Origin of the sequence: Sphingobacterium sp. MYb388 (assembly GCF_037479535.1) — a bacterium.
Taxonomy (GTDB): domain Bacteria; phylum Bacteroidota; class Bacteroidia; order Sphingobacteriales; family Sphingobacteriaceae; genus Sphingobacterium; species Sphingobacterium anhuiense.
In genome coordinates, this window is sequence record NZ_JBBGYV010000005.1 from 167,495 (window position 1) to 191,492 (window position 23,998).

A 23,998-nucleotide genomic window follows, 5' to 3' on the forward strand; every position below is an offset into this window, starting at 1 on the left:
TTTTTCCTAAAGCATTCAATCTTTTATTAAATGAAATGAATATGGAGAAAACACTTTGGATGCATATCCAACAAGTAAGAGCACAATCGCCACTCGTACATAACATTACTAATTTTGTCGTCATGAATAATACTGCCAATGCCTTATTGGCTGTTGGAGCTTCACCTATTATGGCTCATGCTAAATCTGAAGTAGTCGAGATGGTCACTATCAGCGATTCACTTGTTATTAACATAGGAACATTAGATGAAGTGTGGTCAGAATCTATGTTATTGGCTGCAAATACTGCTTCTCAATTAGGGAAACCTTGGATTTTAGATCCTGTTGGAGCGGGGGCGACATCTTATCGCGATCATATTCTAAAAGAATTGCTTCGTGAAAAACCAACTGTCATAAGAGGTAATGCATCTGAAATTATTGCACTAAACAAATCTAATCTTATAAAGACGAAAGGAGTGGATAGTACTTCTCAAAGTGGTGAAGCAGTTAAAGCCGCATTAGATCTTCATCGACAATATGGTTCCGTTGTTTGTATTTCTGGCGAAACTGATATTGTGATTTCTGGGAGTCAGGAGATTCATCTAAAAAATGGACATCTTTTGATGACAAAGGTAACCGGGTTAGGATGTTCTGCAAGTGCGATTGTTGGAGCCTTTATAGCTGTAATAGCCAATAAAACAGAGGCAGTAACTGCTGCAATGGCTCTCATGGGAGTAGCTGGAGAACTAGCTGAAAAGGAAAGTGATGGACCGGGTAGTCTGCAGGTTAAACTTCTTGATAAGCTATATAACATCACTGAAACTGAATTTGGGAATACATTAAAATTTAGCATATAATGGATTTCGATACTTCTTTTCCTTATCAGTTATATCTTGTGATTTCAGAGCAGGATTGTCGTGGAATAAATTATCTTCATGTTGCGGAGCGCGCTATTATTGGTGGTGTAGATATTATACAGCTTCGAGAAAAAGAGCTAACGACCCGTCTTTACTTGGCAAAAGCCCGCCAATTGAAAGAGATCACTGACAAATATGGGATTCCTTTAATCATCAATGATAATCTTGAAGTGGCCCAAGAATTGGGTGCGGCTGGTATTCATGTAGGTAACCATGATATTTCTCCTAGTCATATTAGAAAAGCTTGGTATAGCCCAAGACCTCTGGTCGGTTATTCTATTGAAAATCTTGAACAGTTGAAAAATGAGCAGATTCCATTATCCGATTACTTGGGTATCAGCCCTGTATTCAATACTGAAACCAAAAAGGATACCATCACAGAATGGGGCTTAGAAGGTATTGTGAATATTCGACAACGAACAGATAAACCGTTGGTTGCTATTGGCAATATCCATATACAAAATGCTCGTCGTGTTATACAGGCAGGTGCCGATTGTTTAGCTGTAGTGTCTGCGATATGTGGGAGTGAAAATCCAGAAAAAGCAGCATTTGAACTTAAAAATGAAATTTTAAAATGAAAAAATACCGATACCCAACTACGCTGACGATCGCAGGTTTCGACGGAAGTGGCGGAGCCGGAATACAAGCGGATATCAAAACTTTTTCGGCATTAGGATGCTATGCTACCTCGGTATTGACAGCATTGCCTGTGCAAAATACGATGGGAGTCCGAAAGATTTATCCCATAGCACTGGAAGCTGTAGCAGATCAGATTGAATCTATTATGGACGATGTCTTTCCTGATGCCATAAAGATTGGAATGGTCCATACACCACAATTGGTTATTACAATTGCGCAGACGCTTCAGAAATATAAAAAAGTACCCCTTGTATTTGATCCTGTAATGGTTGCTACTAGTGGCCACCGGCTTATTGAGGAACAAACTATTGCAGCAATGATCGACCTACTTTTCCCCTTAGCAGATTTAATTACACCGAATATGGATGAAGCCGGTATACTGGCCAATGCGAAAGTAGAAACATTAGAAGATATGTATGTTGCAGGGGAAAGTATCCTAGCATTAGGTTGTGAGCGCGTCTTGGTAAAGGGGGGGCATCTGGAGCAGGATACGCTGCAATCTATATTATTTGATAAAAATTGCCGTCCCGAAATATTTAAAAGTAAAAAAATTAAAACAAAGAATACCCATGGTTCCGGGTGTACGCTGTCATCTGCAATAGCCGCTTATCTGGCACAGGGGCATACGATATCTGAAGCAGTTTCTTTAGCGCAAAACTATGTTTTTGTGGCAATAGAACAAGGGGCAGATGTACAATTAGGAATGGGCAATGGTCCTTTAAATCATTTTTTTAATCCTCAAAAACAAATTAAATATGAATTGGTCTGAACAGGTTTGGAATAGTATCTCAGATAAATATCAGTCTATATTAGACATGCCTTTTATAAAGGAACTTACGACAGGAAATTTGCCTAAAGAAAAATTTCAATTTTATATGGCTCAAGATTCGCTTTATCTTGAACATTTTGGTCGAGCATTAGCCCTTATTGGTGCTCGAGCACATGATGTTCAAGATGCGCTATCCTATATGCGTTTTGGAGAAAATGCAATTGTCGTGGAAAATGCCTTGCACGACTCTTATTTTAAGGATTTTGGTGTTACCGAGAAAGGTGATATTCAGCCTGTTTGCCATCATTATGTGCATTACCTAAAAAGTACAGCAGCGCTAGATCCTATAGAGGTTGGGATGGCTGCAACTTTACCCTGTTTTTGGATATATAAAGAAGTGGGGGAGTTTATTGCCAGACAAGAAAAAGTAGTTGATAATCCTTACCAAAAATGGATTGATACATACGGAGGAGAAGATTTTGCTATTTCTGTACGGCAAGCTATTGCTATGTGTGATCAAGTAGCCGCGAATACGACTGTTGCTATTCGTTATAAGATGAGTGAAGCATTTGTTTTAGCATCTAGACTGGAGTACCAATTTTGGGAAGCCGCTTACGATCAAAAGGTCTGGAATTAACGTGTTGATAAAAATGAGCAAACGTTTGTTCTTGTTTAGCATTTGTATACATCTTAAAATTTAATTAGTTTGCTTCATATTGTGAAAATATATTTTGTGATTACTTATTAAATATTCTTGTTTAAAAAGTAATCACATCCTTATGGTAAATCTGAATTGAAAAAATAAGTTATATAAATATGAGCTTTAAGAATAAAACTTTAGCGTCAGCACTTCTTGTCGGAGCGTTATGGAGTATACAAACGGTAAAGGCACAGACGCCTGCCTTTGAAATGGTGAATTTTCAAGAAATGGCGGATCCAACGAAAGATGCATTGTCTGACTGGTCCACGGTTAAAAAAGGCTTACATAGCTCATTCGTAACAATAGATAAGCGTTATCCTAAATCGCTGGTTCCTGATTTAGAGAAGAAGTCTAGCGATGCAGTAGTTGGCTGGCGTGGCGAACGTGTTTCATCACAAGTGTTATTATGGACGAAAGATGCCGCGCCGGATGTCAAGGTGACTATATCAGATTTCAAAGGTGCAAAGGGTGCTAAAATGTCTTCAAATGTTGCTTCAGCACGTTTCGTTCGGTATGTAATGACTGACGAATTTGCCGCTGGCTGTGGATATCGGAAGAAAGAGGATTTTGCTTCTTCATTATCACCAGATATGTTAGATGATCTAACAGCATTCGATCTGGAAGCTAGCAAAGCACGTCCTGTTTGGCTGACGGTGAAGATCCCGAGTGATGCTAGCCCAGGTGAATATGAGGCTAAAGTAAGTATCGCAAGCAAAGGCAAGGTTACTGACCAATTAACATTAAAAGTTACTGTATTAGAAAATATATTGCCTAAGCCAAGTGACTGGGTCTTCCATTTGGATCAATGGCAACATCCGTCGGCCGTAGCACGTGTGCATGGTTTAGAAATGTGGAGTGATGCTCATTTTGAAGCTATGAAACCTGTTATGAAAATGTTAGCTGATGCAGGACAGAAAGTGATCACCGCAACCATGAACAAAGATCCATGGAATGTGCAGACTTATGACCCGTATGCTGACATGATTGTTTGGAACAAAAATGCAGATGGTACTTGGGCTTACGATTATAAAGTATTTGACCGTTGGGTTCAGTTTATGATGGACCTAGGCATTAAAAAAATGATCAATATTTATTCGATTGTCCCATGGAATAATGAAATACATTATCGCGATGTAGCAAAAAATGAAGTTGTCAATGTTGTTGCAAAACCAGGTACACCCGCATTTGAGGAATTATGGACCCCTTTCCTAAAAGATCTTGTAAAACATTTGGATTCAAAAGGCTGGTTGGGAATTACAAACATCGCCATGGATGAACGCACAAAAGAAGAAGTTGATGGTGCTTTATCTCTTTTGAAGAAGGTGGCGCCAACTTTAGGCGTTTCTTATGCGGATAATCAGAAAACGTATCAGCGCTATCCTGACAGTAAAGATATTAGTATTGCTGCAAATCATCCCTTTTCTCATGAAGATTTGCTAGATCGTAAAAAAAGAGGTTTGATTACTACTTTTTATGTGTATTGTGGCAATAATTTTCCAAATCAATTTACGTTTTCAGATCCTGCAGAATCCGCTTATATGGGCTGGTATGCTGAAGCGGCAGATTTTGATGGATTACTGCATTGGGCATTCAACTCATGGGTAGAAAACCCAATTTTAGATTCCCGATTCCGTACCTGGCCCGCTGGCGATACCTATATTGTGTATCCAAATGGGCGAAGCTCGATCCGTTATGAAAGAACACTCGAAGGTGTTCAGGATTATGAAAAAGTGCAAATCGTCAAGAAAGCGCTTAAGGAGAAGGGATTGACTGAGGATTTGAAGCGTTTCGAAGCGGCGATCCAGAAGTTAAATAGTGCAGAAAGAACTAAAGTTTGGAATTCAAATCTAAACGAAGCTAAGGCCCTATTGAATGAGCTATCGATTAAGATAACGAACTAATTGTAAATTCATATTAGCACTTGTTTTTGCGACTGCTATAATCATTATTTGTAACCCTCCGGAATAAGAGTTTCGGAGGGTTTTTTTTTATATTTTCGGTTTTTTGATTTTATCCTTATGGCTAATGTATGATCTTTTGTTTTGGTCAGATCAGGTCGTTATTTATAAGCTGATGATGGTTTGATCTAGTTACTGGGTTTAGAGGATCGTAAGGTACTGTTATATATCGATATTAAGGCTTCTGCAACAAGCTTTGGATCCTGTTGATGAATACCATGACTGTATTTTGGAAGTAAGATCAGCTTGCTGTTATGGTTATTTTTTATCATCTCAGCATAGTGTTCTATACGAAGTTGATCGAGTTCTTTCCACCACGGGATTAAGTTGATACCCAAGTTTAGCTCTTTATTCATCTTTGTTTCGTATTGTTCGATATGCTTACTGTATGCAATCATTACGGTAACTGGAATGTCAGGTAGTGGTGGTAAAGAAGTATAATTTTTGAAAAAATGTGGCGTACTTTCATTCAGTTCTCTCTCTGCTTCATGTCGGAAACCTGTCGATGTGGACGGGTCTTTAATGATATTTTGAAGGTTTATATTCAAAAGTTCCTGATATCCTGTTTTACTTCCTGTTTTAAACTTTAGTTCATCATCCTCTTCTTTGGTCAGCATAAAATCAGTTGGATCTATGAAAAATAAACCAGCTATTTCTTCAGGGTGTTTTGAAGCAAACAAACGAATAAATGGCCCGCCTATTGAATGTCCAACTAGGAGGTAGGGTGGGCTTATTTTTAAAGTAGTCAGTAAGTCGTAAAGTCTTTTTACGACATCGGCATCGGTTTTTACTGCACTATCTAATTCAGATTCACCTATTCCGTTTCTATCGTAAACAATACCTGCAAAGCTACCTTGAATAAATGGGAATAAACTGCCATTACTTCCTCCAGAAGAACCGAGTCCACTCTCAAATACAACAATAGGTTCGTCGATTTTTCTATTTTCAAGTCCAAATGTACGATAAGCCATTTTTTTATTGTTAATGGACACCAATTTTCGTTCCGATACCTGAGCTAAGACTGAGGATATTGCAAAAAAGGTAATGAGGAAAACAGCGGCGATTAATTTCATAAGTGATTATTAAGGGTAAGATACTTATATGTTTTTTGTAACGGTTTAATTATAGCTGAATTTGAATGAAATATTTCATTTTGTCTAGCGGTGTTCGGTAAATACCATTGAATCAGCGGTAAATGTCCATATTAATCCTGTGGAAGGAGTAAATCATCGCTATTACTTTTAGACACGATGAAATGAAGGAGCATATATAAAAATTAATTCTCAGTGTTGGATTTGTTTGTGTTATTAAACTTTTAGATATTTGGTTATTACCATTTTTAACAAAAATAGCGATGATATTAGATGCTGCTTATCCAGACAGTGAATCACATCAAGAAATTATTTTAACGTCAACACTTGTAGGCATCTTATTCTATGTGTTATTGATTATTTATCAGCCTTTTGGAACTAGCCAGTTTGAGCATACCTATAAATATTTGTTATTATTTCCATACGCAGTAATGACTTCATTTTCATTTTGTACTGTCAATCTTTTATCCTTGCAGTGGAAAAAGAAATGGACAATAGGTTTGGAATTATTTAAGGCTTTTTTAATTTTATTTCTGATTTCAATATTTGCATACTTATATAATTCATTGTATTTGAGTGAAGTGCAGCTCTCTGTTGAAAATTTTTTGTATATGTTTGCTTACACTACGGCATTAGGAATTCCAGTTTCATCTATTTATATCTTGGCACGATTTATTTACCTCAATAATAAAGATCGATCTAATGAAGTGCGAGAGAACTATCAACATATTGAAAAAACAGATAATTGTATAGAAGAGGAAGATAATTTGAAACTATGTATTGTTTCCGACTATGCTAATTTTCATCAGGAAATGGATGTTGATGATTTTATTCTTGCAGAGGCTGCCGATAATTATTGTATCCTGCATTTTTATGAAAAGGGTATTCTAAAAAAAGAAATGGTCCGGATTTCTTTGACTAAATTATTGGATCAGGTCGAGTGTGACACGATACAAAAAGTGCATCGCTCCTTTATTTTTAATTTAAGAAAGGTGACGAAATTTAAAGGGAATACTGCCGGATATAAAATATCATTAGAAAATATAGATAGGGAGGTCACGGTTTCGAGAAATTATATTACTCCGGTTATTCCTCTTTTAAAAGAGTTTGCCGTTCGTCCCTAATATTTGCTAACGACCACTTTGTTTTTCCATGGTGTTTTAAGTCGCCTATATTCGTAATTATAAAAAAACAACTATGGACAGATTAAGATTTTATTTAGTTTTCATTATTGGGTTTGTAATTTACTTTTACATTGATGCCAATTTCTTTGCCTTAATACTAAAAAGTGTATTCTCAGTGACGTATTCAAAAGCCTTGGGACATGTTACGGCATATATGATAACATTGATACCTTTATTTATTACCGTCGGGATTCTTCATAAAGATTATCGACATATTCCTGAAAAATTGGGTTTATCCGACAGTTTATCTAGGGGTATTTCCTTTGCTGTAATAGCGACATTACCCATGTTGATTGGTTTTATATTCAAATTTGACTTGAACAAGGCACTTTCTTATGATACTATAATTATCAATACAATCTCCGCTGCTTTTTTTGAAGAACTGATTTATCGTGGTTTTCTTTTTGGACAATTATACCGGTATACACAACTAGGTTTTTTTCCTTCTGTATTTTTAGGTTCATTATTATTTGGATCGGCGCATTTATATCAGGGTAATGATATCAGCGAGTTGATCCAAATTTTTATGTTGACATGTTTAGGTTCGGTTTTATTTTCCTGGATCTATGCTGAATGGAAGTTTAATTTATGGACGGCAATTTTTTTACACTGCTTTATGAATTTGTATTGGCTTATTTTTGATGTCGATACCAATGCTTTGGGGGGAGTTTATGCCAATGTTTTTAGGTTTTCAACCATTTTCATAGCAATTGGAGGTACTGTTCTGTATAAAAAATATAAACAGATTCCTTTGGAAATAACCAAGAAAACTTGCTGGATAAAATAAAGAGTTTGTGATTTCATTATTTGGGAGTGCTGTCGGGGTCTTTGACCTACAACATCAGGGTTATGCTTTGACAGTACTTTTAATAATATTCAAAGGAACTTTTTTTTAGAACGAATCATTCCTATATTTAGCGTAAGACGTATAATAAAAACAGTTTGGCATATGAAAAATGAATTATTTCACTTTGAAAATGAAAATGATTGGGAAGATTTGGGAGGAGGGGTTAAGAGGCAAGTTGCGGTACATAATGAATTTATGATGCTCACTAAGGTTAGATTTGATGAAGGCGCTAGGGGCGAATTGCATCAACATCGTCATACACAAATTTCATACGTTAAATCGGGCGTATTTCATTATACTATTGGTGATGTTGTACATGTCATGAAAGAAGGGGATAGTTGCATCATTCCTGGAAATATAGTACATGGTTGTGAGTGCATATCTGCTGGTGAACTAATCGATTCTTTTAATCCTCCACGTGAAGATTTCCTACTAAAATAGGATTTGATAATCAACTATGCTGCTAAATCTCATCTCGGTCTCCTTTAATATTTAAGGTTTTCCGACCAATAAAAGGACCTTGCCCCATTAAAAAATTTATTGCTTTTGCAATATTCCTGTTGATACTTTCTTCAGTTTTTAAGAATGAAATATATTTAATAATTTCTAATTTTAAGGATGGGGTAAGTTCATTGAATCGTTTTTCAGCGACCTGATTGTTTTTTAATGCATATACCAATTTGGGGTGCGGAATTATAATTCTTGATGCAGTATCGAGCTGTATAGTCAGTTGTAAAAGTTCACCGATTCTTTGGGGTGAATTTTTTAACATTGTTGTATTTATATAGAGCCGCCATTCTCCTTTAAATCTTAACAATGTCTGGTTATAATCTGTATTATTTACCCGACCTTTTACTGGAATCTTTCCTTTTTCCTTTTGGGCTCTTCTTAATATTTCAGATAAAACCGTCTGGGGTAAAAACACAAACGGATTTATTCCGATAATTTCTAATTTAGCTTCAAATGAAAGCAATTCTTTATTTTCACTACTCATGACCCATCTTGAATTATACTGAAAACAATATGTTTTTCTATTTGCGTTTTAATCTGGATTCTTCTAAATCAAGTGTATATTCCAGATCTTTGATAATGCTACTGTCGTAGTGTTTTTCTTCTCGCAATTTGTAAAGTCCATTTCTTCTAACGGCAACTATTTCTAGCATGATTTTATTATAAAGACTTCTTACGGCAGTCAACTGTGCACGCCTATCTTCCAGTTTAGCATTTTCAGATACATGGATACTTCTCTGTAATTGTTCTTTAATTCTTGCAATTGTTTCGTATTCTTCCATCTCCTTGCTGTAGTTGCTATCCAGATAGGCAATGGAATCTTTTGCCAATTGAACCCGAATCTCGTCAATCTGATTCTCTATAGGTTCTTCCACATCCACATCATCCATCTTTATTATTTTGATGAGAATAGGGAGTGTCAGTCCTTGAAAAACTAATGTAATTAAGATGACAACGAAGGTGATAAAGAGAATTAAATTACGGTGTGGGAATGGATCTCCATTATTTAGTGTTAATGGTATAGCCAATGCTGAAGCTAGTGATACTACACCTCTCATACCTGCCCATCCTACAACTAGTGGTAATTTCCAACCTGGGCTCTTTTCTCTTGATCGGATCTTTTTAGAGAGAAAACGGGGGAGGTACTCTGATAGATATACCAAGACAATACGCAATACTATAACAATGGCACTAATAATTAAGGCATAGTTAATCGCTTCTTCCTGTGAATACTGCCCTAGTCCTGCAACGATAACTGGTAATTCTAAACCAATTAAAATAAATACGAATCCATTTAACAAGAAACCTAATGTAGCCCAGACTTCCTTGGTTTGAATTCGGGTATGATGATTTAAATAATCGCCTGAACGGAATGATAGAAACAGTCCACCACTTACAACGGCTAATACACCTGACCAATGAAAATGCTCTGCAAGAAGGTACATGATATAAGGAGCGATCAATGTAATAGGAGTTGAGATACTTGATGATTTTGCTACATAACGCAAGAATAAATATAATATATGCGCTACTGCTAAACCTACAACAACCCCCATGATGGATAATATGACAAATTCTGAGGCTGCCTTTTGAAATACAAATTGACCTGTTAGAATCACTGCTACAGCAAACCTAAACACGGTTAAGGAGGCTGCATCGTTTACTAAGCTTTCCCCTTCTAAGAGTGTTATGCCACGTTTAGGAATCTTCACACCTTTTAATACTGAGGTAGCTGCAACAGCATCAGGAGGAGAAATAATACCGCCTAATAAAAACCCTAATGCCAAGGTAAATCCAGGGATAATATTTACTGAAAAGTATGCGATAGCAATAGATGTAAAAAACACTAGTCCAAAGCCTAAGCTCATAATGGATCGTCGCCATTTTTTTAAACTGTCCCAACTGGTATACCAGGCGGCTTCAAATAGGAGAGGTGGTAAAAACACTAAAAATACCAAATCAGGATTGATGCTGATCACGGGCATGCCTGGAATTAGCGAGATGCCTAAACCTCCAATGACCAATAAAATGGGATACGAAATTTTGATCCTTTGACTTACTACAAATAGCATCGCCATGACAAAAAATAGCGATAAAACTAATAGGACATTCTCCTCTACCATAAGTTCTTTTTAATAATTCTTAATGCACAATTGTATCCAGGTTATAAAGGTAAAACATTTCGTTTTATTGTATCTATTTAGACGCCTAAAAATAAACTGTATTTATATTTTGTTATAAAAGCGGGAGCTAGATTCCGCTATTAATGATTTATTTGATCCTGTTGACCACCTACAATTCTGAATTATTCGAATTTTATAAAGTATATTAGAACTATGAAATTCTTTGATTCGCTATTTTAATGACGTTTTATTTAGATTGTTTTCGCCAATTAGTAGGCTATTGTTTTTGAAATATTTCATAATTAAATTTCAAAACATTTAAATTCCATAAGGTTAGCGTTTGTGTTGCAGTCAATTGTTTATCAGCTTCGCTTATGATTAATTCATCACGGAATGAACGGATATATTTTGACCAATGCTCACCTTTAGAATCTTTTAGCAAAAAATAAAAACCTGCATCACCAAAACGTTGACCAGACGAATTTAATACTAATTCACCATTTACGCCAACTTTAGGAGCCATAATAACGGTGGCATTACCATGAGGTAATGGGAAAATAGCTTTTACACAATACCGGCCACTTGGCAATTGACAGATCCCATATGCTCCAGAATATATTCCTTTGCCAGTTGATGCAATTTTTCTGAGCCAGAATATATATTTAATTTGGTTCGTTTTGGCATCCAAAAGTCTTACTATTTCGCTTGTAATAGATTCCGAATTTTGCATATCATAGATTGGGATATTTAATTGATTTAACCTATTGCTGAATAATTTTTTTAACAGAAATCCAAAAACTTTAAAAAAAGAATTCCATTTTACTGAAACATTTAGATCATAATGTCCTGTTCGTTCATAAAAATCAATCACTTTAGCTGATAATCGGGCGTATTCATGCGGAGAAAAATGAAGTTGGCTCATTGTTGGTATCAATCCATGCATTTCGGATGGAGTATCAATTATTAGATTTTCTAGCTTAGCAAGTTTATCGATGTAGTTCTTATCAATTGCTTCCAAATTACCAAATGGACCCATTAACCAGTTATCATTTTTTGAGTCAATTTTTCGACCGGATAGAATTACCCATTGTTGTGTAATCCAATCTTGAATCTTTTGCATCGGATGGGCGAAACTTATTTTGATCATAGAAGAGGTATGAGGTTATTACGTCCATTCCATTCACCAAATTCAGATAAAGGCTTAAATCGCAAAGTTGTAAATTCAAAGTGAAAATCTTTGCGTTTTCGTTCCTTCATTGCATCGACATGTCTTGTCGGAGCATGAACATTACTATGCCCTAAAACCATATCAGTCATTTCTTTTTGGGATTTCCAAATTGAAAATGTAGAAACAGTTCTCGGGTGTCTTATCGATGCCAAAGAAAAAGTAGTGCCGGGATGATCACGGACCAGTTTTTCTACGGGTTTGCCCCAGCGTATAAATCTTGGAATTTCAAATAATTTCATGCGAGCTAAGGTTACTGCTACAACGGGGCTATCAAGAGGTTCGAGTTCAAGTGTTACTTCCGGAATCTGGAATTTAGTTATTTCCCCCCATTGCCTTAGAAAAATTAATCGTGTGTGCCATCCTTTGGACAATACTCTCCCAAATTTGTTTTCGATTAAGAATTGGTCAACCGATGCTTCATCGTTCCACTGTGCGAATACAGCAACCTGCTTAGAAAAAAGTCGAGAAGGAGATGTGATGGCAGAGCCTAATGTCATTGCTGTCATACATTCCATATGAATTAATCCCGAATTATGAAATGGCTTAGGCGGAGATAAAATGGCCTTTAAAGCTGATAAATAGGATGTCTTTACTAAATGGTATGTAAATATGCTCATACTCAAAAATAAGTTTAATTTATCTTATTCCTGAAGAGTAAAGGTGTATTAGATAAAATACTAAAAAAAACTTACTGTTGCCTGTGTTTTTGTTCATCTTATGTAAAAGCTAAGTTAGCTTTGAAAAATAAATTGTAGATAAGAATCTATAGGAAACCAACTGGTTTACCATATCAAATCCAACATTGTTCCTGTAATTTTTTGTAATTTAGCCTTAACCAAGGTGGGAAAATTATAAACGGGCATAAGTCATAATTTAATGAATGATTGTGTTTTTTAACAAAACTTAAATGGAAACTGAAGATAACTATATTGAAATAAATAAACATTCATGGAATAATAGAACTGATACGCATTTAAAATCAGAGTTCTACAATCTTGAAGGATTTTTAAAAGGAGCAAGCTCACTAAATCCAATAGAAATAGAATTACTCGGAGATATTGAAGGTAAAAGTATTTTACATCTGCAATGTCATTTTGGGCAAGATACCATTTCATTAGGTCGACTTGGTGCGAAAGTTACAGGTGTTGATTTATCTGACAAAGCTATTGAAAGTGCAAAAAGAATTGCTTTAGAAACAGATTCAGATGCCCAGTTTATTTGCTGTGATTTGTACGATTTAGAAAATCATTTAGATAAGCAGTTTGATATTGTTTTTACAAGCTATGGTACCATAACCTGGTTGCCTGATTTAGAGAAATGGGCAGCATTAATTTCGCATTTTTTGAAGCCAGAAGGAAAATTTATTTTTGTTGAGTTTCATCCAGTTGTTTGGATGTTTGATGATAATTTCGATAAAATTGGTTATAATTATTTTAATGTGGCTCCCATTGTGGAAACAGAAAACGGAACCTATGCAGACAAAGATGCAACTATTTCTCAGTCTTATGTAACTTGGAATCACAGTATGAGTGAAGTTGTGCGCAGTTTACTCCATCACCAAATGGAAGTTGTGGATTTTCAGGAATACGATTATTCGCCTTATGATGTTTTTAATAACATGATTGAGTTCGAAACTAAAAAATATCGGATTAAGCATTTGGACAATAAAATACCGATGATTTATTCTATCGTTGCAACTAAGAAAAAAAAACCGTAACAAATTTTCTGAAGCTATTCTTTAAGATATACTTTTAAAGAATAGCTGTGATACATACCCTATTTTCAAATACCGGGAGAGTAAGGTTTGAGAACTCTATTAACCTGTTGTTATATAAATTGTTTCGGCTTGTAAAGCGAAATTTATGACCTTTTCCGCTATTTTGATTATTATAATATTTTCCATATCATTTATTGTTCAGGCCTTTACTTGAAATAGTCATGAATAGCTTTTGCCAGCAGTAAGGATTAAATCCTTTCACGGAGATCCAAATTATAATTTTACGATCCCTTTTTCAATCATTTCTAACATTACTGGTGAAGCATTTTTAAATGTAGGTGGCTGTTCTGTAAGACTTCCTGCATTTTTTTTGTTGATTTTAAATGTTAGATCCATTTCGGTAGTGAAAAGCAAAGCAGTTATAAAAGGATTTTTAAGGTATGAACTTAAAATTGTCAGTGCTTCATCAAGAGTGTGAAAGCTCTCAATTTCTTCTGTTTTGTATCGCAATGTTAAGGCAAGTTTATACCCTCCGGTTTCTAAAATATGAAGACGGACATAAATATTTTTAAGGTCAGTATCTCCAATTGTTTTGGCCAAGGTAAGTTTTGCAAAAGTTCCTTGATTGATACTTAATTTTACGTGTTCATAAAATTCAACAAAAACAGTTTGATATGGCATTTTAATATAATTTAAACTACAAAATTACACTAAGTAGATGATAAATAGCTCCTTTTTTTACAAAAAGGCAGTAAATTTAAAATTAGTCTATTAATTATAGTCTTACAATTGAAAAATTAGGAGAGTAAAAATGTACAGTTTGTAATAAGGTCATGTGTTAAAATTAAATATCTTCAGTTAGTATTTCTGTTTTAGTTAGTAGCGGATCTTGCTAATTGCTGTTTAAATAGTGTAATTGTTGATAGGATATTGTCTCTTTTATAAGGATCTAAATCAGTCGTTTAGGAAAGTCAAAGCTATGACCAGACAGACGAAAGCTATGAATGAAGCTAATGTCCTTATATTATTCCAAAACAGCCAGGGCTTTTCAAAGATAACTCTCATTTTCTGTAATGATTCTTCCGATGCTTTTGAGATATCAAATAGTTCTATTTTATTATTCAATGGCACATTCCGTACAGCTGTAATGCCGAATACACCGATTACATAACTTATACATGAAAAAAATATCAGAAGAAATTTAGGCGAATGAATATCGAAATACATGATCGAAGATATAATAAGTGAAAATAAAGTGCCGAAAAAACTAATATAAAAAATGGAATTTAATACTTCTTTATTAATACTTTGCATTGCAGTTAGGTATTCCTTATTATTTAGTTTGGCAAGACCCAGATTCACTGAAAATGTATATGCAAAAAAGAAACCCGACATTAGACCAGATAGGATTGTTGTCACTGCTAATAATTCTTGTGCATACATAAATGAGTTAAATTTGTTCTGATTAGATGTGTCTTCTTGTACTTTTATTTTGAGAAAGTTATATCTAAATATATCCATAATAATTATATTTCAAAAATTGGATTTGCAATTCCATCTAATTTTCAACTGGGATTGGAGGAAAATTTGAGATTTGTCTCTTCATAGCGCAGTTCAAGATCGAATCGGCAACTTTACTTCTGGAGTTATTATCAATAATTAAAAGGGCTAACTTTCATTAGCCCCTTTATGTTGGGAGTTTAACTGCATCGTGATTTTTATGTTTACAACCGTCTTCTTTTTTGGTTCCCATAGCTGGTTTATTACACCTAGGTTAAGAAAACTATTTTACAACATCTCTATTCGATCAGTTTTTACAGCTTTTAGTTTTAATGTGACAGTGTTTTTTATCAGTTAACAAACAATTTAGAAGTGTACAATTACTATAAAATATTGTTTTTTAATAACGCTAAGGTCAATGTTAATTTCATGCTGGTATCACCATTTTTGTTTTTATTTACGGAAAAAATATAAGACCGCAATTAATACCATTAAAGATGCTGAAAATAAAAATGCTACTTCAAGATTGAATTGATGAGCAATTAATCCTAAGATAGCAGGTCCCATGAGTTGACCTGCATAGCCCATTGTTGTTATTGCAGGAATACTTACAGAAGTAGGGACGACCTTTATTCTGCCAGCTTCACTAAAGAATAAAGGAACAAGATTTGCAGAGCCTATTCCCAATAATAAAAAGCCAAAAAGAACGAAGGGAATCCAAGATGAATATATGGCTATTATTAACCCTAGAGCAGCTACTAGACTACCGCCAATAACAATTGTTTTTATATTCAATTTTTCAACTATACGATCCCCCATTAATCTCATGGTGGCCATGGCAATAGAGAAAGTGGCATATCCTGCTCCTGTAAATTCGACATCAATATCTTTAAGATCTTTTAAAAATACAGCACTCCAGTCTAGCATAGCGCCTTCCGAGAGAAAACTTGCAAAACATAGTAGACCAAAAAAGAGTACTGCCCTATTAAAGATCAGTTTTTTTGAACTATGTTCTAGCTGTTTTTCTGGTTTTTGTATAATCTGATATTTTTGTTCTGTAGCATGATCAAATAAAGATTTGAATTGACTGAGCACAATTAAACATAACAGGAGTGAGATTGAAATTGCCGCTATTTGAGGAACTAATCCCATTTTAATTAAAAATCCTAAACCAAGGGATCCAAATAAGCCTCCCAAACTGAAAAGACCATGTAAAGAAGACATAATCGGTCGACCATATTTGTTTTGAACTAGTATACCGTGAGAATTCATAGCAACATCTATGGCGCCAATACTAGCACCAAAAACAAATATACAGAATGCCATAAGTGAAGCAGATGAAATAATCAGCAGTAAAGGAAGTGTAAGAGCAATGATTGCTGTTGTACATAGAATCACAATTTTATTGCCATAGTGTTTTGATAAAAGACCTGTTATTGGCATCATAATTACGGCACCCAAGCCAAGAAATAAAAGTAATAATCCTAACTCGGCCTCATTAATATCCAATCTTTCCTTTACATAAGGTACCATTGGTGCCCAGCTTGAAATTGCTAATCCACACACTAAAAAAATGAATTGAGTTGCTCTTTTTGCTTTTTTTGTTTGATTTTCTATCATTATTATTTTTCTAAATGTATTTTCTAATGCTTCATACTGTTTTGCAAACATATGCAAATTTATATAAATTTGCATATGTTTGCAAAACAATTAAAAAATAATAAGATGAACATGAAAATTGAACACATTGGAATTTGGGTAGATGACTTGGAAAAAATGCGCAACTTTTACCTGACTTATTTCAACTTAGAATGTAGTGAGAAATATAGGAATTTAAAAAATGGCTTTACATCATATTTTCTCAAGTTTGGTACTTGCGTTACACGGTTAGAACTTATGAACAGACCCGATATTCTTGATGAACCGTCAAAAAGAGGTTTTAACAAAGGAATTGCTCATTTTGCTATTTCAATAGGGGGAACTGAGGCTGTTGATCTGTTGACAGAAAGGTTCCGAAATGATGGTTTTACTATTGCAAGTGAGCCGCGTACTACAGGTGATGGATATTATGAGAGTGTAGTGCTGGATCCGGAGGGAAATTATTTAGAAATTTCGGCTTAAAGATAGAAATAATGATAAAAGCTGTAATTTTTGATATTGGGGGCGTTCTTTTAGATTGGAATCCTCGCTATGTATATCGTGATATATTTCCTCAAATTGATCAAATGGAGTGGTTCTTAGAAAATGTCTGTTCTACAGATTGGAATCTGCAACAAGATAGGGGAAGATCATTTAAAGAAGGAATGTATGTGTTAAAAAAGCAGTACCCCAACTTTGAAAACGAAATCGATGTATTCTGGAAAAGATGGCCGGAGATGCTAAAAGGTGAAATTATTGGTACTGTTGCAATTCTACAGGAGTTAAAAAAAAATTATGAAGTCTATGGTTTAACGAATTGGTCTTCCGAAACGTTCCCATTAGTTAAAAATAGATTTGACTTTATTGCAGATTTTGATGGCATTATTGTTTCTGGTGAAGAAGGGTATATTAAACCCGATGAAAAGCTCTATAAAATTTTGTTGGAAAAATATAATTTACGGGCAACAGAATGCATTTTTATAGATGATAACTCCGAAAATATAAAGGCCTCCGTAAAACTTGGATTTGTTGCCATACATTTTACAAATTCAATAGCATTAACAGTGAAATTGAAAAAATTGGGGATACAGGGCATTTTGTAGCATTACTATATTTAAAAATTGGTTTGCAATTTTTTGCGAATTAAAATTTTAATGCATATTATTGCAAATGAAGTTCTGTTAGAAATAATAGAAAATCCTGTTGGCAAATCTTTATATCAGTAAGTAGTAGCTATGTTAAAAGAAAAACGATTTGAATTCATACTAAATCAACTCGAAAGTGAGGAGATGGTCAGCTATGAAGTATTAGCAGAAAAGCTCGATGTGTCCGAAGATACTGTTAGGAGAGATATTGATCATTTGCATAAAATAGGTCTTTTATCTAAAGTGCGTGGTGGTGCAATTCAACGTTCTAAAAATCCGCTTACTTTCGAAGATCGAAACAGCTATTTAAAGAGTGAGAAGGATGTTATTGCTCTTAAGGCACAGCAGTTTATAAAAGAAGAAATGACTCTGTTTATGGATGGGGGCACAACAATATGTGCCATTGTTAACTACCTGCCTACGGATATTAAGCTTAGAATTATAACAAGCAATGCCATGCTTATTCCAATTCTAGAAAACTATCCCAATATTGAATTGATTTTATTGGGGGGAAAATATCATAAACAAACAGCAAGTACAGTTGGGCAGACAACCTGTAATGAGGCAAGAAGTTACATTGCAGATCTTTATTTCATGGGGACATGTGGGGTTGATTCGAAATTTGGTATATCTGCTGTCGTTAAAGAAGATGCAGAAGTTAAATTGGCAATGCTTGCATCGGCAAAGAAAGTTTTAGCTCTTGCAAATCAGGATCGTTTAAGAGTTACAGAGTCTTTTAAAGTATGTGATGTAGAACAAATCGATGTATTGATTACCAATTTAGCTACTACAGATAAGAGCTTAGACGAATTTAGGCACCAACCGATAACATTGGTTTAAGACAAAAAAATAAAACTTAATATATGAAACTTAAATTTTTAACCTATTCACTTCTTTTTGCTGTGACAGGTATGGGTATTACTTTCAATAACGTACAGGCGCAAGAACAAATAAGAACAAAAGAAATTGGTTTACAGTTATATTCTGTTAGAAGTATGATTGGAAGCCATGTTCAGCCGGACACTTATAATGCTGATTATTTATCCGTTTTACAAAAATTGGCTAAGATGGGTTATACATCTGTTGAGTCTGCTGGATTTAAAGACGGAATGTTTTATAATACCACACCGCAGGTCTTCAAAAGTAATGTTGAAAAAGCAGGTATGAAAGTTCTTTCTTCACATGCTTCGAGAACCTTAACGAAAGAGGAATTAGCGACCGGTGATTTCTCCAAAGCCTTAGGGTGGTGGAGAGAGACTATTATAGCACACAAAGCTGCGGGCATTAAATATATTGTTACCCCATGGTTAGATTTACCGAAGACAATAAAAGATCTCGATACTGAATGTCAGTATCTCAATGAGATTGGTCAACTTTGCCGTGAATATGGTATTAAGTACGGATATCATAATCATGCCCATGAGTTTGAAAAAGTAGAAGGAAAAGTGGTTATGCTTGATTACATGATCGAACATACAAAACCTGAAAATGTTTTTTTTGAAATGGATGTATATTGGACGATCATTGGAAAAGCAAGTCCTGTAGATTATTTTAAAAAATATCCAGGAAGATATGCTACTTTGCATATTAAAGATCACCGTGAGATTGGCCAGAGCGGTATGGTAGGTTTTGATGCTATTTTTGCTAATACCGATATTGCAGGTGTTGAGAATATATTTGTAGAGCTGGAAGAAACAACTGCCGACCTGGAAGTTGGACTAAAACAAAGTATAGATTATCTACTTAAGGCACCATTTGTAAAAACAACATATCAAAAATAATTCTATCTGTAATTATTTCATAAACAAAGCCTTGTTTCAGTTAAATGAAACAAGGCTTTGTCTTTATTATTTAATTCAAAGTATTAGTTTATATGAGCGCTTGGTTTTGTATCTATTTATCTTCCCTGTTGGTAGAGTCTTCCTACTTTAAGTGTCATGTTTTTTACAGCAGAAGAGTTTTTTAGTTTTTTCATAACTCTTGATCTTGACGCTTATTGATCCACTTGCGAAGACGTCCTCTAGCATTTGTATAGGGGGAAGCGGTATTGAACTGGATCATCCTGCCCAGCGTCCATTTCTCATACCAGGCTTCAGCATATAATTCTTCATTGCTTTTGCTCTCTACGAGTGATATTAGGTCTTTTACTGTTTGTCAAATTTTTGAATCAAGATCTGGAAGTTATCCTCTTCAAAGTCCGAGTAAAACTTTTGAGCCAATTTGCCTAGCTCATTCCATCTGTAACCGGTTTCTGGAAAATCTACAGGTAGGTTATCGGTTCTCATTTTGTTCCATTTCAGGACCAGCTGTCCCCATCCTATAAGATAAGCTAAAAGATTGTTGACACTCATCATTGTTCCTTTGGCATGACCCTCAAGTTCTTTTAAGTCGCTAAGCTCGTCTGATATATTTTTAAGTTCACTGTACAACTTATCGTAATTTGCTGTAATCGCGTGAAGTAATTCTTCTTTTGTTGTAGGAATTGGCATTGAGAGTGTTCTTGAGAAGCAATTTACAAAAAAATCTAATATTTATAAGAAATTATACCTAAAGCACATTTTTTGACATGTTATAGCAGTGATAGTAGGGGAGCGTTATTTACTTACTTAGGTATCCCTCAATATCCTTATATTAAATTTATACATATCCTTTTATTCGAACCGATCTCATTGTTTTATACTGATAAAATAAGACACTGACAACATCTTAAATTCGATTTGTTAATTCATAATACCAGTTATGAAATGAATATTTTTTCATTATTAATAATCGTGATGAAAAAAGCTAAACAAAATAGGCTTAAATTATGTTCTTACATTGAAATATTGTTATCGAAAAGTATAGTATGATGTGTTTATTTTAAAATATCTTCTAGATGTTCCTATATCATCCCAATTTAGGGGGCAGAAATCCAATTAAAATCAGGTAGTAAAACAAAGAAACAATAAATTTTATAATTATGAAAAAGTTAATTTTACAGATTTGCACCATAGTGCTTATTTTTTCCAGCTGTGCAACCAGCAGTATGATTACAGGATCGTGGCGTGATCCCTCTGTCGATTTGAAGAAGTATAGTAGAATATTTGTAGCAGTTATGACAGATAATGTGCCTGCTCGTCAAAAGGTAGAAGATGAAATTGCCTCATCACTCACTTCACTAGGTTTAACGAGTGTAAAAAGTATAGATGTCTTTCCGCCTAATCTTGCAAGTATGGAACCCAAGCGCTCTGATCTGGCGATGCAAAAGGTGGCCGGAACAAATAGTGATGCCATATTAACCATTGCTTTGATTGATTCTAAGTCAGAATCAAGATACATTCCGAATGTTTCAGTTTACCCTGTGAACACTTTTGGCTATTATAGAACATTTGGTGGTTATTATGATTTTTGGTACGGTAACCTTTATAACAATGGCTATTATACAACAGAGAAAACCTACTATATTGAGACAAATCTTTATGATGTTAGTACCGGTAGACTTGTTTGGTCTACCCAGTCAGAAAGCTACAATCCTGGTTCTCTAGATAGTTTTCTATCGGGGTATAAGAAGGCTATGGCCAAGCAGTTAAAGAAAGATAATTTAATAGTACAATAGCGCATAATTCCAATATTTATATTATTTTTATCTGTAAAAAAGAGGGTATACTCTCATAAAGTCATGGCAACGGACAAAGTTTAATCAAATTAAAAACAACGATCAGGGATTTATCCTTTTACAAACAAAAATTATGTCTATCAGTCAACTATAAAAATTGCTATATCAAGTCTGGAGGAAACGGAGTATTATCAGATAATCAACGGTAATTATTATCAAATGGCCTGTTTGAAGCCTAATTAAGTACTATTATGTTGTACAGCATAAATAACTTTTCATTGTTAATGATTTGATTGAAGTGAGGCTCAAGAGTCTCTTCGTGAGTTTTCAAGATAGAAAGTTTGACAAACCAATCACAAGGGTAGAAGGAAGCTAGGGAACGAATTTGGAATAAAGCCGTACAAAAAAATAAAATATTATTTTTTATTATCTGATAATTATGTTTATATTCACATAACCTTTCATAAAATTGCACACAGATAACTTGTTGTGCTCCAAAGCCTCCAGACCTGGAGGCTTTGCTGTTTTTATCTTTTTTTAGGTGAGGGATGGAGTATTGTTGATACACCTAAATTTGTTACAAACATGGCAAGATGTTGAAAAATGTGTTATAGTTCAAATAACAGCTAACGAAAAATCAATTAGCTTGCAACATTAGACTCATTTACTAAAAATGCTATGACATCATTTGGAAATGCCACTTGTATAAGTTGATGTAGACAAGTATTTGTCAATATTGGGTAAAATCTAGTTGTATTGCTAGATATTATATTGTGCGCAATATAATTTTATTAAATTTGTATTGTAATTAAATGACAGGATAATATATTCTTTAACGATATGGAATGCAAAGCTTATCGGTGGGGACGCGGTCAAATTAAAAAAAGCATTAAACTTTAAATATATAACAATGAAAAATTTGTATACAATAGGTGCGACAGCTACTGGCGGTAGAAATGGGCAAGTTAAAAGTGAAAATAGTGTGTTGAATCTTGAGGTGCGTATGCCGAAAGCCTTAGGGGGAGCTAACGATGATTATGCCAATCCTGAAATGTTGTTTGCGGCAGGATATGCAGCGTGTTTTGACAGTGCACTGAATTTAGTGATCAAACAGTCAAAAGTGCAAACAGGGGAGACCACTGTTACGGCAAAAGTGAGTATAGGGCAATTGGAAAACGGTGGTTTCGGATTAGCAGCTGAACTTCAAGCCAACATCCCGGGAGTCTCATTGGAAGAAGCGCAAGCATTAACAGAAAAAGCACATCAAGTATGTCCTTACTCTAACGCTACTCGAGGAAATATCGAAGTTAAGATAAGTGTTTCAAATCAATAAAATATGCCTCCAGCCCTCGCTATATGAAACTAAAGTGGAAGCTGGAGGTTATTTGTTTTAAATAAGATTTATCTGTTTAAAATTTCTCTATATACTGCTAAATAGTTCTGACACATTCTTTCCTTGGAAAAGTGATCCTCCACTTTTTTGCGACATGCTTTTCGGTTGATGAAACCGATATTTTTAACCATTTCTACGGCCTCGTCAATGTTTTCAGCGAGAAATCCATCTTGTTCATGATCGATTAGTTCGGGCATACTTCCTTTGTTAAAGGCAACAACTGGTGTGCCAGATGCCATCGATTCGACTACTGATAAACCAAAGGGTTCCTTAAAATTTATAGGGTGTAACAATACGCTGGCATTTGAGAGTAATTCATTGCGTCTTTCCGGACCAACGGAACCTATATATTCAATTTTACCGGGTTTTAAATGGGGCTGGATATGCTGTCTAAAGTAATTTTCATCTTGAATAATACCAGCTATGATTAGACGTTTTCCCAAGGCTTGGGCTATTGCTATAGCTTCTTTAGCTCCCTTATCATGATGGATTCTGCCGTAAAACAATAAATAATCCTGAGGGTTGTCGTTAAAAGTAAACTGTCCAAGGTCAATCCCATGGTAAACGGTAGCAATATAGTCCAATTCTTCCGCACGATCGGCATTGCTGATGGATACATAATGACCGTCTATATTATGCTTTTTATATACAGGAAGGATACTTCGGGACGAAAAACCATGGATCGTGCTTACGACAGGTGTCTGCACCAATCTGGAATAGGAAAGGGGAAGGAAATCAAATTGATTGTGTATAATGTCAAATTCGCGCGCATTTTCGAAGCACTCTGAAATATGCAACGATTCCCACACTTTGGCATTGATGTCACGATCTTCTTCATATCCTAAGAGACAAACAGCTTGGAGACGTGCTTTGGTAATTGAATTACCGGTCGCAAATAATGTGACTTCTACACCTAATTTTACAAGTTCTTCAGTAAGTAATGAGGTAATCTGTTCCCATGGACCGTAGTGAACAGGAGGTGTCCGCCAAGCGATTGGCGCAAGCATTGCAATCTTCATACCTCTACAACATACGATACCTGCTTTTGTTATTATTAATCGTTTT

At 34.9% G+C, this 23,998-nt stretch carries 24 protein-coding genes and 1 pseudogene; 15 read left to right on the plus strand and 10 right to left on the minus strand.

What is annotated here, in order from left to right; genetic code table 11:
* The first annotated feature begins 41 nt into the window (after nt 1-41).
* From thiM to WH188_RS17115, 5 genes are all read left to right on the plus strand, one after another.
* Nucleotides 42-836 (plus strand): hydroxyethylthiazole kinase, encoded by a 795-nt coding sequence (gene thiM / locus WH188_RS17095; protein WP_197086323.1) that lies wholly within the window; start codon nt 42-44, stop codon nt 834-836.
* On the plus strand, nt 836-1,474 hold the full coding sequence (gene thiE, locus WH188_RS17100; protein ID WP_168126911.1) for a thiamine phosphate synthase: 639 nt from the start codon (nt 836-838) through the stop codon (nt 1,472-1,474). Before thiM ends, thiE begins: the two co-directional genes overlap by 1 nt.
* Entirely contained in the window at nt 1,471-2,304 is an 834-nt protein-coding gene (gene thiD / locus WH188_RS17105; RefSeq protein ID WP_168126910.1) for a bifunctional hydroxymethylpyrimidine kinase/phosphomethylpyrimidine kinase, read from the plus strand. Before thiE ends, thiD begins: the two co-directional genes overlap by 4 nt.
* A complete protein-coding gene (locus WH188_RS17110; protein WP_168126909.1) occupies nt 2,291-2,941 on the plus strand; it encodes a TenA family protein in 651 nt (216 codons plus the stop codon). Before thiD ends, WH188_RS17110 begins: the two co-directional genes overlap by 14 nt.
* 179 nt (nt 2,942-3,120) lie before the next feature.
* Complete coding sequence (locus tag WH188_RS17115) at nt 3,121-4,905, plus strand: DUF4091 domain-containing protein (protein WP_168126908.1); 1,785 nt, start codon at nt 3,121-3,123, stop codon at nt 4,903-4,905.
* A 185-nt stretch (nt 4,906-5,090) separates the two neighbouring features.
* On the opposite strand, the gene WH188_RS17120 is transcribed toward WH188_RS17115, so the two are convergent.
* Nucleotides 5,091-6,035: an alpha/beta fold hydrolase gene (locus WH188_RS17120; RefSeq protein ID WP_168126907.1), complete on the minus strand. Its 945-nt coding sequence runs from the start codon at nt 6,033-6,035 to the stop codon at nt 5,091-5,093.
* 281 nt (nt 6,036-6,316) lie between these two features.
* Between WH188_RS17120 and WH188_RS17125 the strand changes: the two genes are divergently transcribed.
* From WH188_RS17125 to WH188_RS17135, 3 genes are all read left to right on the plus strand, one after another.
* On the plus strand, nt 6,317-7,177 hold the full coding sequence (locus tag WH188_RS17125; RefSeq protein WP_168126906.1) for a LytTR family DNA-binding domain-containing protein: 861 nt from the start codon (nt 6,317-6,319) through the stop codon (nt 7,175-7,177).
* A gap of 73 nt (nt 7,178-7,250) precedes the next feature.
* Nucleotides 7,251-8,024: a CPBP family intramembrane glutamic endopeptidase gene (locus WH188_RS17130; protein ID WP_168126905.1), complete on the plus strand. Its 774-nt coding sequence runs from the start codon at nt 7,251-7,253 to the stop codon at nt 8,022-8,024.
* A gap of 162 nt (nt 8,025-8,186) precedes the next feature.
* Nucleotides 8,187-8,525, plus strand: a complete 339-nt coding sequence (locus tag WH188_RS17135; protein ID WP_132842425.1) for a cupin domain-containing protein — start codon at nt 8,187-8,189, stop codon at nt 8,523-8,525.
* Nucleotides 8,526-8,547: 22 nt separating this feature from the next.
* Here WH188_RS17135 and WH188_RS17140 read toward each other — a convergent pair whose 3' ends face one another.
* From WH188_RS17140 to WH188_RS17155, 4 genes are all read right to left on the minus strand, one after another.
* Nucleotides 8,548-9,078 (minus strand): YdeI/OmpD-associated family protein, encoded by a 531-nt coding sequence (locus WH188_RS17140; protein ID WP_132842426.1) that lies wholly within the window; start codon nt 9,076-9,078, stop codon nt 8,548-8,550.
* A gap of 37 nt (nt 9,079-9,115) precedes the next feature.
* Nucleotides 9,116-10,717, minus strand: coding sequence for a Na+/H+ antiporter (locus WH188_RS17145; RefSeq protein WP_168126904.1), 1,602 nt, complete (start codon nt 10,715-10,717; stop codon nt 9,116-9,118).
* A 277-nt stretch (nt 10,718-10,994) separates the two neighbouring features.
* Nucleotides 10,995-11,864, minus strand: a complete 870-nt coding sequence (locus tag WH188_RS17150) for a hypothetical protein (RefSeq protein WP_168126903.1) — start codon at nt 11,862-11,864, stop codon at nt 10,995-10,997.
* Nucleotides 11,861-12,562 (minus strand): hypothetical protein, encoded by a 702-nt coding sequence (locus tag WH188_RS17155; RefSeq protein ID WP_168126902.1) that lies wholly within the window; start codon nt 12,560-12,562, stop codon nt 11,861-11,863. The genes WH188_RS17150 and WH188_RS17155 overlap by 4 nt, the downstream gene beginning before the upstream one ends.
* Before the next feature lie 290 nt (nt 12,563-12,852).
* Here WH188_RS17155 and WH188_RS17160 point away from each other — a divergent pair, with 290 nt between their 5' ends.
* A complete protein-coding gene (locus WH188_RS17160; RefSeq protein ID WP_168126901.1) occupies nt 12,853-13,662 on the plus strand; it encodes a class I SAM-dependent methyltransferase in 810 nt (269 codons plus the stop codon).
* 273 nt (nt 13,663-13,935) lie between these two features.
* On the opposite strand, the gene WH188_RS17165 is transcribed toward WH188_RS17160, so the two are convergent.
* From WH188_RS17165 to WH188_RS17175, 3 genes are all read right to left on the minus strand, one after another.
* The gene (locus WH188_RS17165; RefSeq protein ID WP_021188118.1) at nt 13,936-14,343 is read right to left on the minus strand and encodes a hypothetical protein; all 408 of its coding nucleotides are present in this window, start codon (nt 14,341-14,343) and stop codon (nt 13,936-13,938) included.
* Between the two features lie 273 nt (nt 14,344-14,616).
* A complete protein-coding gene (locus tag WH188_RS17170; protein ID WP_206368349.1) occupies nt 14,617-15,183 on the minus strand; it encodes an anthrone oxygenase family protein in 567 nt (188 codons plus the stop codon).
* 432 nt (nt 15,184-15,615) lie between these two features.
* Entirely contained in the window at nt 15,616-16,782 is a 1,167-nt protein-coding gene (locus WH188_RS17175) for an MFS transporter (RefSeq protein WP_168126900.1), read from the minus strand.
* 111 nt (nt 16,783-16,893) lie between these two features.
* Between WH188_RS17175 and WH188_RS17180 the strand changes: the two genes are divergently transcribed.
* From WH188_RS17180 to WH188_RS17195, 4 genes are all read left to right on the plus strand, one after another.
* Nucleotides 16,894-17,283, plus strand: coding sequence for a VOC family protein (locus WH188_RS17180; RefSeq protein WP_168127071.1), 390 nt, complete (start codon nt 16,894-16,896; stop codon nt 17,281-17,283).
* 11 nt (nt 17,284-17,294) lie between these two features.
* Complete coding sequence (locus WH188_RS17185; protein ID WP_168126899.1) at nt 17,295-17,903, plus strand: HAD family hydrolase; 609 nt, start codon at nt 17,295-17,297, stop codon at nt 17,901-17,903.
* Nucleotides 17,904-18,035: 132 nt separating this feature from the next.
* Entirely contained in the window at nt 18,036-18,785 is a 750-nt protein-coding gene (locus tag WH188_RS17190; protein WP_132842433.1) for a DeoR/GlpR family DNA-binding transcription regulator, read from the plus strand.
* Nucleotides 18,786-18,808: 23 nt separating this feature from the next.
* Nucleotides 18,809-19,726, plus strand: a complete 918-nt coding sequence (locus tag WH188_RS17195; RefSeq protein ID WP_168126898.1) for a sugar phosphate isomerase/epimerase family protein — start codon at nt 18,809-18,811, stop codon at nt 19,724-19,726.
* Between the two features lie 190 nt (nt 19,727-19,916).
* Here the strand turns inward: WH188_RS17195 and WH188_RS17200 are convergent.
* Nucleotides 19,917-20,434: pseudogene (locus WH188_RS17200) on the minus strand (ClbS/DfsB family four-helix bundle protein).
* Nucleotides 20,435-20,904: 470 nt separating this feature from the next.
* On the opposite strand from WH188_RS17200, the gene WH188_RS17205 reads away from it, so the two are divergent.
* Both WH188_RS17205 and WH188_RS17210 read left to right on the plus strand, forming a co-directional pair.
* Nucleotides 20,905-21,540, plus strand: a complete 636-nt coding sequence (locus tag WH188_RS17205) for a DUF4136 domain-containing protein (RefSeq protein WP_168126897.1) — start codon at nt 20,905-20,907, stop codon at nt 21,538-21,540.
* Between the two features lie 910 nt (nt 21,541-22,450).
* Nucleotides 22,451-22,873 carry an organic hydroperoxide resistance protein gene (locus WH188_RS17210; RefSeq protein WP_168126896.1) on the plus strand — a complete coding sequence of 141 codons (423 nt, stop codon included), beginning with the start codon at nt 22,451-22,453 and terminating at the stop codon, nt 22,871-22,873.
* Nucleotides 22,874-22,941: 68 nt separating this feature from the next.
* Here the strand turns inward: WH188_RS17210 and WH188_RS17215 are convergent, their stop codons facing one another.
* Nucleotides 22,942-23,952: a glycosyltransferase gene (locus tag WH188_RS17215; protein WP_168127070.1), complete on the minus strand. Its 1,011-nt coding sequence runs from the start codon at nt 23,950-23,952 to the stop codon at nt 22,942-22,944.
* Nucleotides 23,953-23,998: the final 46 nt, after the last annotated feature.

Excerpts from the sequence above, each read along its gene's own strand:
- WH188_RS17205 (WP_168126897.1), top strand. The coding sequence starts at position 20,905 with ATGAAAAAGTTAATTTTACAGATTTGCACCATAGTGCTTATTTTTTCC.
- WH188_RS17175 (WP_168126900.1), bottom strand. The coding sequence starts at position 16,782 with ATGATAGAAAATCAAACAAAAAAAGCAAAAAGAGCAACTCAATTCATT.
- thiD (WP_168126910.1), top strand. The coding sequence starts at position 1,471 with ATGAAAAAATACCGATACCCAACTACGCTGACGATCGCAGGTTTCGAC.
- WH188_RS17155 (WP_168126902.1), bottom strand. The coding sequence starts at position 12,562 with ATGAGCATATTTACATACCATTTAGTAAAGACATCCTATTTATCAGCT.
- WH188_RS17130 (WP_168126905.1), top strand. The coding sequence starts at position 7,251 with ATGGACAGATTAAGATTTTATTTAGTTTTCATTATTGGGTTTGTAATT.
- WH188_RS17160 (WP_168126901.1), top strand. The coding sequence starts at position 12,853 with ATGGAAACTGAAGATAACTATATTGAAATAAATAAACATTCATGGAAT.
- WH188_RS17140 (WP_132842426.1), bottom strand. The coding sequence starts at position 9,078 with ATGAGTAGTGAAAATAAAGAATTGCTTTCATTTGAAGCTAAATTAGAA.
- WH188_RS17145 (WP_168126904.1), bottom strand. The coding sequence starts at position 10,717 with ATGGTAGAGGAGAATGTCCTATTAGTTTTATCGCTATTTTTTGTCATG.
- WH188_RS17170 (WP_206368349.1), bottom strand. The coding sequence starts at position 15,183 with ATGGATATATTTAGATATAACTTTCTCAAAATAAAAGTACAAGAAGAC.
- WH188_RS17120 (WP_168126907.1), bottom strand. The coding sequence starts at position 6,035 with ATGAAATTAATCGCCGCTGTTTTCCTCATTACCTTTTTTGCAATATCC.
- WH188_RS17125 (WP_168126906.1), top strand. The coding sequence starts at position 6,317 with ATGATATTAGATGCTGCTTATCCAGACAGTGAATCACATCAAGAAATT.
- WH188_RS17110 (WP_168126909.1), top strand. The coding sequence starts at position 2,291 with ATGAATTGGTCTGAACAGGTTTGGAATAGTATCTCAGATAAATATCAG.
- WH188_RS17190 (WP_132842433.1), top strand. The coding sequence starts at position 18,036 with ATGTTAAAAGAAAAACGATTTGAATTCATACTAAATCAACTCGAAAGT.
- WH188_RS17215 (WP_168127070.1), bottom strand. The coding sequence starts at position 23,952 with ATGAAGATTGCAATGCTTGCGCCAATCGCTTGGCGGACACCTCCTGTT.
- thiE (WP_168126911.1), top strand. The coding sequence starts at position 836 with ATGGATTTCGATACTTCTTTTCCTTATCAGTTATATCTTGTGATTTCA.
- thiM (WP_197086323.1), top strand. The coding sequence starts at position 42 with ATGGAGAAAACACTTTGGATGCATATCCAACAAGTAAGAGCACAATCG.
- WH188_RS17165 (WP_021188118.1), bottom strand. The coding sequence starts at position 14,343 with ATGCCATATCAAACTGTTTTTGTTGAATTTTATGAACACGTAAAATTA.
- WH188_RS17135 (WP_132842425.1), top strand. The coding sequence starts at position 8,187 with ATGAAAAATGAATTATTTCACTTTGAAAATGAAAATGATTGGGAAGAT.
- WH188_RS17210 (WP_168126896.1), top strand. The coding sequence starts at position 22,451 with ATGAAAAATTTGTATACAATAGGTGCGACAGCTACTGGCGGTAGAAAT.
- WH188_RS17195 (WP_168126898.1), top strand. The coding sequence starts at position 18,809 with ATGAAACTTAAATTTTTAACCTATTCACTTCTTTTTGCTGTGACAGGT.
- WH188_RS17115 (WP_168126908.1), top strand. The coding sequence starts at position 3,121 with ATGAGCTTTAAGAATAAAACTTTAGCGTCAGCACTTCTTGTCGGAGCG.
- WH188_RS17180 (WP_168127071.1), top strand. The coding sequence starts at position 16,894 with ATGAAAATTGAACACATTGGAATTTGGGTAGATGACTTGGAAAAAATG.
- WH188_RS17185 (WP_168126899.1), top strand. The coding sequence starts at position 17,295 with ATGATAAAAGCTGTAATTTTTGATATTGGGGGCGTTCTTTTAGATTGG.
- WH188_RS17150 (WP_168126903.1), bottom strand. The coding sequence starts at position 11,864 with ATGATCAAAATAAGTTTCGCCCATCCGATGCAAAAGATTCAAGATTGG.